This window comes from Mycobacterium sp. (genome assembly GCF_049278535.1).
In the GTDB taxonomy this organism is placed as follows: domain Bacteria; phylum Actinomycetota; class Actinomycetes; order Mycobacteriales; family Mycobacteriaceae; genus Mycobacterium.
The window spans coordinates 1-7782 of sequence record NZ_JBAPMI010000084.1 but is presented as its reverse complement, the minus strand read 5'-3'; the positions used below and the strand labels follow the sequence as shown (position 1 = coordinate 7782).

The 7782-nt window shown below is 67.4% G+C and carries 8 protein-coding genes and 1 pseudogene; 4 read left to right on the top strand and 5 right to left on the bottom strand.

What is annotated here, in order from left to right; all coding sequences use genetic code 11:
• Window positions 1-611: FAD-binding oxidoreductase (locus WAO18_RS05480; RefSeq protein WP_422204528.1), on the bottom strand; the 611-nt coding region annotated here is incomplete at its 3' end.
• A gap of 61 nt (window positions 612-672) precedes the next feature.
• On the opposite strand from WAO18_RS05480, the gene WAO18_RS05475 reads away from it, so the two are divergent.
• Entirely contained in the window at window positions 673-1539 is an 867-nt protein-coding gene (locus WAO18_RS05475; RefSeq protein ID WP_422204526.1) for a uracil-DNA glycosylase, read from the top strand.
• A 7-nt stretch (window positions 1540-1546) separates the two neighbouring features.
• Complete coding sequence (locus tag WAO18_RS05470) at window positions 1547-2587, top strand: LLM class flavin-dependent oxidoreductase (protein WP_422204524.1); 1041 nt, start codon at window positions 1547-1549, stop codon at window positions 2585-2587.
• On the opposite strand, the gene WAO18_RS05465 is transcribed toward WAO18_RS05470, so the two are convergent.
• From WAO18_RS05465 to WAO18_RS05455, 3 genes and pseudogenes are all read right to left on the bottom strand, one after another.
• Window positions 2584-3033 (bottom strand): nitroreductase family deazaflavin-dependent oxidoreductase, encoded by a 450-nt coding sequence (locus WAO18_RS05465; RefSeq protein ID WP_422204523.1) that lies wholly within the window; start codon window positions 3031-3033, stop codon window positions 2584-2586. The two genes, WAO18_RS05470 and WAO18_RS05465, sit on opposite strands and share 4 nt — an antisense overlap.
• A gap of 5 nt (window positions 3034-3038) precedes the next feature.
• A complete protein-coding gene (locus WAO18_RS05460) occupies window positions 3039-3473 on the bottom strand; it encodes an HIT family protein (protein WP_422204521.1) in 435 nt (144 codons plus the stop codon).
• Window positions 3474-3478: 5 nt separating this feature from the next.
• Window positions 3479-4638, bottom strand: a pseudogene (locus WAO18_RS05455) (MalY/PatB family protein).
• 19 nt (window positions 4639-4657) lie between these two features.
• Between WAO18_RS05455 and WAO18_RS05450 the strand changes: the two are divergent.
• Window positions 4658-6049 carry an amidase gene (locus WAO18_RS05450; protein WP_422204519.1) on the top strand — a complete coding sequence of 464 codons (1392 nt, stop codon included), beginning with the start codon at window positions 4658-4660 and terminating at the stop codon, window positions 6047-6049.
• Here WAO18_RS05450 and WAO18_RS05445 read toward each other — a convergent pair.
• Window positions 6044-6538, bottom strand: a complete 495-nt coding sequence (locus tag WAO18_RS05445; RefSeq protein WP_422204518.1) for a DNA-deoxyinosine glycosylase — start codon at window positions 6536-6538, stop codon at window positions 6044-6046. The genes WAO18_RS05450 and WAO18_RS05445 overlap by 6 nt on opposite strands.
• 40 nt (window positions 6539-6578) lie before the next feature.
• Here WAO18_RS05445 and WAO18_RS05440 point away from each other — a divergent pair, with 40 nt between their 5' ends.
• Window positions 6579-7697: an adenylate/guanylate cyclase domain-containing protein gene (locus WAO18_RS05440; RefSeq protein WP_422204516.1), complete on the top strand. Its 1119-nt coding sequence runs from the start codon at window positions 6579-6581 to the stop codon at window positions 7695-7697.
• Window positions 7698-7782 lie beyond the last annotated feature (85 nt).

Sequence of the window (7782 nt, the reverse complement as noted above, 5' to 3'; positions counted from 1 at the left end):
ACGCCCAGCGTGCCTTCGCTGCCGACGAACAACTTGGTAAGACTCAGCCCCGCAACATCTTTGAGTCTCGGGCCGCCGAGCCTGACTGCGGTGCCGTCGGCAAGCACCACTTGCACGCCGAGCACGTAGTCGGTGGTGACGCCGTATTTCACGCAGCACAGGCCGCCGGCGTTGGTGGCGATGTTGCCGCCGATGCTGCAAATCTCGTACGACGACGGATCGGGCGGGTACCACAGGCCGTATTCGGCAACCGTCTTCTTCACCTCGGCGTTGAGCAGGCCCGGCTGGCAGACCGCGGTGCGGGTGACCGGATCGACGACGATGTCGCGCATCTTCTCCGTCGACAGCACGATCCCGCCGTCCACCGCGGTGGCGCCGCCGGACAGGCCGGTGCCCATTCCGCGTGTCACCACCGGAACGTGGTTCGCAGTGGCCCACCGCAGCACGGTCTGGACCTCTTCGGTCCGCCGTGGGCGCACCACGGCGACCGGCTTTCCGGCCGACGGATCAAACGCGCGGTCTTGCCGGTAGCCCTCGGTGATCGCGGGGTCGGTGACGACCGTCCCCTCGGGTAGCTCGGCGATCAGGCCCGCCAGCGCGTCTGCTGCCATGACCCGATCTTACGGAGATCCTCTGGACACTTGCCCTGCGCCGATCGTGCACAGTGGAGCCGTGCACCTCGCCCACCCGCGCACTGGCGCTCACTTCGACTCGCCGGTGCCGCCCGGCAGCGGATGGCCCGGCGATCCGGCGACTGCCCGCACCGCGGTCGCATCGGATCGGCCGGAGGTGATTGCGATGGCGCAGGCCGCTCAATCGGTGGCGCAGCTCGACGCCGAAGTGTCGGTGTGCCGGGCCTGCCCGAGGTTGGTCGAGTGGCGCGAGGAGGTGGCGCTGACGAAGCGGCGATCGTTCGCCGACGAGCCGTATTGGGGCCGGCCGGTGCCGGGCTGGGGTGCCGCACGTCCGCGCGTGATGATCGTCGGCCTGGCCCCCGCGGCCAACGGCGCCAACCGGACCGGCCGGGTTTTCACCGGCGACCGGTCCGGCGATGTGTTGTACGCGGCGATGCACCGGGCCGGCTTGGCCAACTCGCCGGTCAGCGTGGACGCCGCCGACGGTCTGACGCTCAACGCGACTCGGGTGGTGGCCGCGGTGCGGTGCGCACCACCGGCGAATGCGCCCACCCCGGCGGAGCGGTCGACGTGTGCGCCGTGGCTGACCGCCGAATGGCGGCTGGTCGGGGGAGATGTGCGGGTGATTGTGGCGCTCGGCGCATTCGGCTGGCGCTCGGCGCTCGACATGATCCGCACCGGCGGCGGCCGGGTTCCGCGACCGCAGCCGAAGTTCGGCCACGGCGCTACCGCCACGGTCCATGCCGCTCATGGCGAGGTGATGCTGCTGGGCTGCTATCACCCCAGCCAGCAGAACACCTTCACCGGCAAGCTGACTACGACGATGCTCGACGACGTTTTCAGCCAAGCAAAGAAGATGGGAGGTCTTACTAGCGTGGAACGTTCGGCGGACGAAAGGCGTTGACCTGCTCATGCGCCTTTCTGTCCTCGACCTCGTCCCAGTCCGCACCGACCAGACCACCGCGGATGCGCTGGCGGCCACCGTGCGCCTGGCGCAGACCGCCGACCGGCTCGGCTACACGCGCTACTGGCTCGCCGAACACCACAACATGCCGTCGGTGGGCGCCACCAGCCCGCCGGTTCTGATCGCCTACCTGGCCGCGCAGACCACGCAGCTGCGGCTGGGCTCCGGTGGCGTGATGCTGCCCAACCACGCGCCGCTGGCGGTCGCCGAGCAGTTCGCGTTGCTGGAAGCGGCGGCACCGGGCCGCATCGACCTTGGCATCGGCCGCGCGCCCGGCTCGGATCCGGTGACGTCGGCTCTGTTGCGTGGCGCCGCCGGCCGCGACGACCGCGACATCGACCAGTTCCCGAATTACCTCGACCACGTGCGCGCGATGATGAGCGTGCGGGGCGTGCCGGTCCAGCTGCGCGATGGCGGCGACTACATCCTCAAGGCGACACCGGCCGCGGCCAGTGAGCCACGCCTGTGGCTGCTCGGGTCGTCGATGTACTCGGCGCAACTGGCCGCCGCCAAGGGCTTGCCCTACGTGTTCGCGCATCACTTCTCCGGTCAAGGCACCGAGGAGGCGTTGGCGCTCTACCGGTCGGAGTTCGTGCCCAGCGAGCTGGCCGCCGAACCGGTGACCTTCTTGACCGTCAACGCCGCGGTGGCCGAAACCCGCGACGAGGCAAAGGCTTTGATCTTGCCGAACCTGCACATGATGGCCCGGCTGCGGACCGGGCAACCCCTGGGGCCGCTGCAGCTGGTCGAAGACGCCGATGGCGCCGAGCTGACACCGCAACAGCAGCACATCGTCGAAAGCGGCCTCAACCGCGCCGTCGTCGGGTCACCCGCCGAGGCCGCCGAACAGCTGAGCGAACTCGCGCAGCGGTTCGGCGTCGACGAGGTGATGGTGCATCCCGTCGCATCGGCTCACCGCGGCACCGCCCCCGCTACCGCCCCTGCCCGCGAGACGACGCTGGAACTGCTCGCCAAAGAGCTGTTCTAACGCGGCGTCAGGGCGATCACCGGAATCGGCCGTGAGGTCCGCGACTGGTACCCCTCATAGCGATTCGCGTTGTTCTTGTTGACGATCTCCCACAGCCGTCGATAGTCCGGGTTGTCCGGTAGCACGGGTTTGGCCGTGACGCCGAAACGCTTTGGCCCGACATTGATTTCGACGTTCGGGTTGGCCTTCAAGTTGTGATACCAGCCGGGCGCTTTCGGGTCGCCGCCTTTGGAGGCGACGACGAGGTACGCGTCGCCGTCCCGGGCATACGTGAGTGTGTTGGTCCGCGCCTGGCCGGTCTTGGCGCCGACCGTGTGCAGTATCAGGTTGACCGGTCCGAAAGGAATCTTGTGCCCGATCCGGCCGTCGGTGCGTTTATAGATCTCGTCGTGCAGGTGCAGTAGCCGGTGGCCGATCTGCTTCTCGATCCACAGAGATATATCCATGCCGCTCAGTCTTGCGGAGTGGCGCCCAGTTGTGCCAGTGCGTCCCGCAGGATCCGCCCGGTCGACTCGCGGTCGGGGTCGCGGCGCAACAGCAGCCCCTTGGCAACCGACAGCTTGTCGCCGTTGCGTCGCGGCAGCATGTGCAGGTGGATGTGAAGAACGCTCTGGAAGGCCGCGCGTCCGTCGTTGATGCCGATGTTGGTGGCATCGGCCAACTCGGTCGCCCGCGCCGCCTTGGCGATCCGCTGCCCGATCGTCACCAATCCGGCCAGAGTTTCCGGTGCCGTGTCGGTGAGATCGACCGAGTGCTGTTTCGGTACCACCAAGGTGTGGCCACGGGTGAACGGGCGGATGTCGAGGAAAGCCAGATAGCCGTCATCCTCGTAGATGCGGATGGCCGGGGCCTGGCCGGCCACGATCGCACAGAACACACACGACATGGGAGTCACCGTATCGCCGCGGCTAGCGCATCGATCGCCCGGTCGAGGATCGTGCGGGTGGTGGCGAAATTCAGCCGCGCGAACCCCGGACCCACCGTGGCACCGAACGGAATGCCGGGGCTGAGCGCCACCTTGGCCGTCGACAACAGATGGTCGGCGGGTTCGCCCGGCAGATTCAGCGCGCGGAAGTCGACCCACGACATGTAGGTGGCATCCGGGGTGTTGACCCGCACGCCCGGGCAGGACGCCGGCAGGGCCTCGGCCAGGTGATCGCGGTTGGCCTGCAGGTAGCTGAGTAATTCGTCCAGCCAGTCGGCTCCGTGGTCGTAGGCCGCGATGTTGGCCCGAATACCGATGGTGGACACCCCCATCTTGTGCAGCTTGTTGATGAGCTCCCAGTCGCGGGCATCCTGCTCGTTGGACAGCACGACCTGGGCGCAGATCAGACCCGGCAGATTCCATCCCTTGGACGCCGACATCAGGGTGACGACGGTCTGCGCGGCGGTGTCCGATACCGAGGCCGCGGCGACGTGCGGCCGTCCGTAGACCAGCGGGCCGTGAATCTCGTCGGCGATGATCCGGGCGTGGTGTCGGGCCGCGATGTCGACGATCGCGCACAACTCGTCGGCGCGGTACGCGGTGCCGAGCGGGTTGTTCGGATTGCACAGAATGAGCGATCCGGCCCCATTGGCGAATGCGGTCTCGAGGGCGTCCAAGTCCATCAGGTATCGGCCCGAATCATCTTGCCGCATAGGTATTTCCACCCGCTGGCGGCCGGTGATCCGCAGCACGTCGAAGAACGGCATGTAGGCGGGGACCGGCAGCACGACCGGGCTTTCGGGTCTGGTCAGGAAGTTGATGACGACTTCGATTCCCTTGAGGACGTCGGGAACAACGCGAACCCACTCGGATGCGACGTCCCAGCCGTAGCGTCGTCGGCACCAGTCGGCGGTTGCTCGGGCGAGGGTGTCCTCGCGAAAGGCCGGGTAGCCGAATTCGTCGTCGGCGACGCAGGCGCGGATACCGTCGACGACCGCGGGTGCGGTGGGAAGTCCATCTCGGCGATCCACAGTGGCAGCACGTCGGGCCCGAAATGGTTCCACTTGATCGTTTTCCGCCCGCGCAATTGCTGCTCGGTCAATTGATCGAACACCGTGTCGCTCATAGCAGTAGTCTGCCTCGACGTGGACCTGGGAGATTTGGCCTTCGCTGGAGCTGCTGAACAGGCGCGGATGCTGACCGCGGCCACCATCACCGCGCCGGCGCTGCTCGAGGTGTACCTGGACCGCATCGCGCGGCTCGACCCCCAGCTGCGCAGCTACCGCGTGGTTCTGGCGGAGACCGCGCGCCGGGAGGCTCTGACCGCACAAGGTCGCCTCGACGCGGGGGAGCGGCTGCCGCTGCTTGGCGTTCCGGTCGCGATCAAAGACGACAACGACGTCGCCGGGCAACTCACGCTCTTCGGCAGCAGCGCGGTCTCGACCCCGGCGGCCCGCGATGCCGAAGTGGTCAGCCGGCTGCGCGCGGCGGGCGCGGTGATCATCGGCAAAACCGCTGTGCCCGAAATGATGATTTTCCCGTTCACCGAGTCCCTGACCTTCGGGGCGACCCGCAACCCATGGGACACCTCGCTCACACCGGGCGGCAGCAGCGGCGGCAGCGGAGCCGCGGTCGCGGCCGGGCTGGCTCCGCTGGCGCTGGGCTCTGACGGTGGCGGCTCCATCCGCATCCCGTCCGGCTGGTGCGGCCTGTACGGGATTAAGCCGCAACGCGATCGGGTCCCGCTTGCGCCGCATGACGACGCCTGGTGCGGGCTGAGCGTCAACGGTCCGATCGCGAGGTCGGTGGAAGATGCCGCATTGTTCCTGGACGTGACGACCACGACGCCCGCTCCCGACGGCGGCTTCGTCGCTGCTGCCGCCAAGCATCCCGGCCGGCTGCGAATTGCGTTGAGCACCAAGGTCCCACCGCCACTGATCGCCAAGGTCGGCACCGAACAGCGGGCCGCGGTCGACGAGGCGGGCGCATTACTGCGCGACCTAGGCCACGACGTCGTCGTCCGCGACCCCGACTATCCACCGGCGGCCGTCTACGCCAATTACCTGCCGCGCTATTTCCGGGGCATCTACGACGACGTCCGTACGCTGCCGCATCAAGAGCGACTCGAGAAGCGGACCCGCAACATGGCGCGCATCGGGTCGATGCTCTCCGACCGGCGGATGGCATCCGTGCGCGCGGCGGAGCCGGCACTGGCCAAGCGGATCCAGTCGATCTTCGACGACGTCGACGTCGTCATCACGCCCGGCAACGCCACCGGGCCGTCCCGCATCGGCGCCTACCAACGCCGCGGCGGGATATCGAGTCTGCTGTTCGTGTCGCAACGGGTGCCGTTCTTCGAGATCTGGAATCTGACCGGCCAGCCCGCCGCCGCCCTGCCGTGGGGCCTCGATCGCGGCGGCGTTCCAGTGTCGATTCAGCTGGTCGGCCGCCCGAGCGACGAGGCGACGTTACTGGCGCTGAGCGCACAGATCGAGGCCGCCCGACCGTGGGCGCACCGGCGACCGCCGGTGTCATGACGGTGCGATAGCCCGCCAGGCCCGCAGTTTCTGATCGGCGGCCATCGCGCGCGCCGGGCTGGTCGACGGCAACAGCAGGTATTCGACCGCCGCGTCGACGTCGACCAGCCGCCCGAAAAGCCGTTCCGCGGCCCGGCCGTTGAAGCACACCCGGGTGATCGACGGGTACGCGGCGAACAGCCGGCCAAAGTCGTTGGCCACCAAGCTTTTCATGTCGATCTTGGCATCGGCGCTGCCGATGCGGCGGCACTTGTGCAGCACATCCCAGAGCGCAACGCCAGCCGATTGCAATGCGGTCAAACGGGTTTCGTAGGGGGCCGACGCGTCGAAGCCGAAGAGTGCGGCGGTGATCGGCCAGAACGCATTTCGTGGGTTGCCGTAATACTGGCGGGACGCCAGGGACAGCACGCTGGGAAATGACCCCAGGATCAGCAGGTCGGCGTTGTCGTCGACGACGGGCGCAAACCCCTCGAGAAGTGGCGTGGTCATCGGATTCACATGATGCCTTGCTGCGTTATACCTTGACGACGTGGAGGACACGGGGAACCCGGAGATCGAGAAGCTGCTCGACGGTCTGGAGGGCAGCGCTCGTGCCGAGCGCGCCGAGCTGATCGAGTGGCTGCTCGAGCAGGGCATCACCGCTGAAGAGATCCAGAGCACGTCGGCGCCCTTGTTGCTCGCGGGCCGTCGACTGATCGGCGACGACGGTACCTACGTGTCCACGCGAGAAGTTGCGCTTGCCTACGGCATTGATGTCGACCTACTCCAACGGGTGCAACGCGCCATCGGGTTGGCCAGAATCGACGATCCCGACGCGGCCGTGCACATGCGCGGGGATGCGGAGGCGGCCGCCCACGTCAGGCACTTCGCCAACCTGGGCCTGGATCCCGACAACCTCGTACAGGTTGTGCGCGTGCTCGCCGAAGGACTCTCGCACGCCGCCGAGGTCATGCGCTATACCGCCCTGGCGGCTGTCATAGAGCCAGGCGCAACGGAACTCGACATCGCGAAGCGATCCCAGGCCCTCATAGGTCGGATCGCGCCGTTACTGGGCCCGTGGATCGAGGACATGCTGTTCATGCAGCTCAGAAACATGATGGAGACCGAAGCCGTCACTGCCAACGAGCGAGCGGCCGGAGCGCCGCTCCCCGGAGCACGGCAGGTCACGGTGGCCTTCGCCGATCTCGTCGGTTTCACCCGGTTGGGCGAAGAGGTGCCGGCCGAGGAGCTCGGGCAGCTGGCGAACCGGCTCGCTGAACTCGCCCGCGACGTGGCGGTCCCGCCGGTCCGGTTCATCAAAACGATCGGTGACGCGGTGATGTTCGTCTGCACCGAACCGGCGCCGTTGCTGGACGCCGTGCTCAAGCTGGTCGATATCACCGACAGCGACAATGACTTTCCCCGGCTGCGGGCGGGCATTGCATCGGGTTCCGCGGTGAGCCGGGCCGGTGACTGGTTTGGCAGTCCGGTGAACACCGCGAGCCGGGTGACGGCGGCTTCCCGCCCGGGCGCGGTGCTCGCCGCCGAATCGGTGCGCGATGAGCTTGGCGACGACTCGGGTTTCAGTTGGTCGTTCGCCGGCGCTCGTCGACTCAAGGGCATCAAGGGCGAAGTGAAGCTGTATCGCGCGCGGCGCGGCGAGAGCTAGCCATCAGGTGTTCGCGGGGAGTGAAATCGCTTTGACATGGATTGTAACGCTGTAATCATGTAAGCATGAAACAACATCATGGACA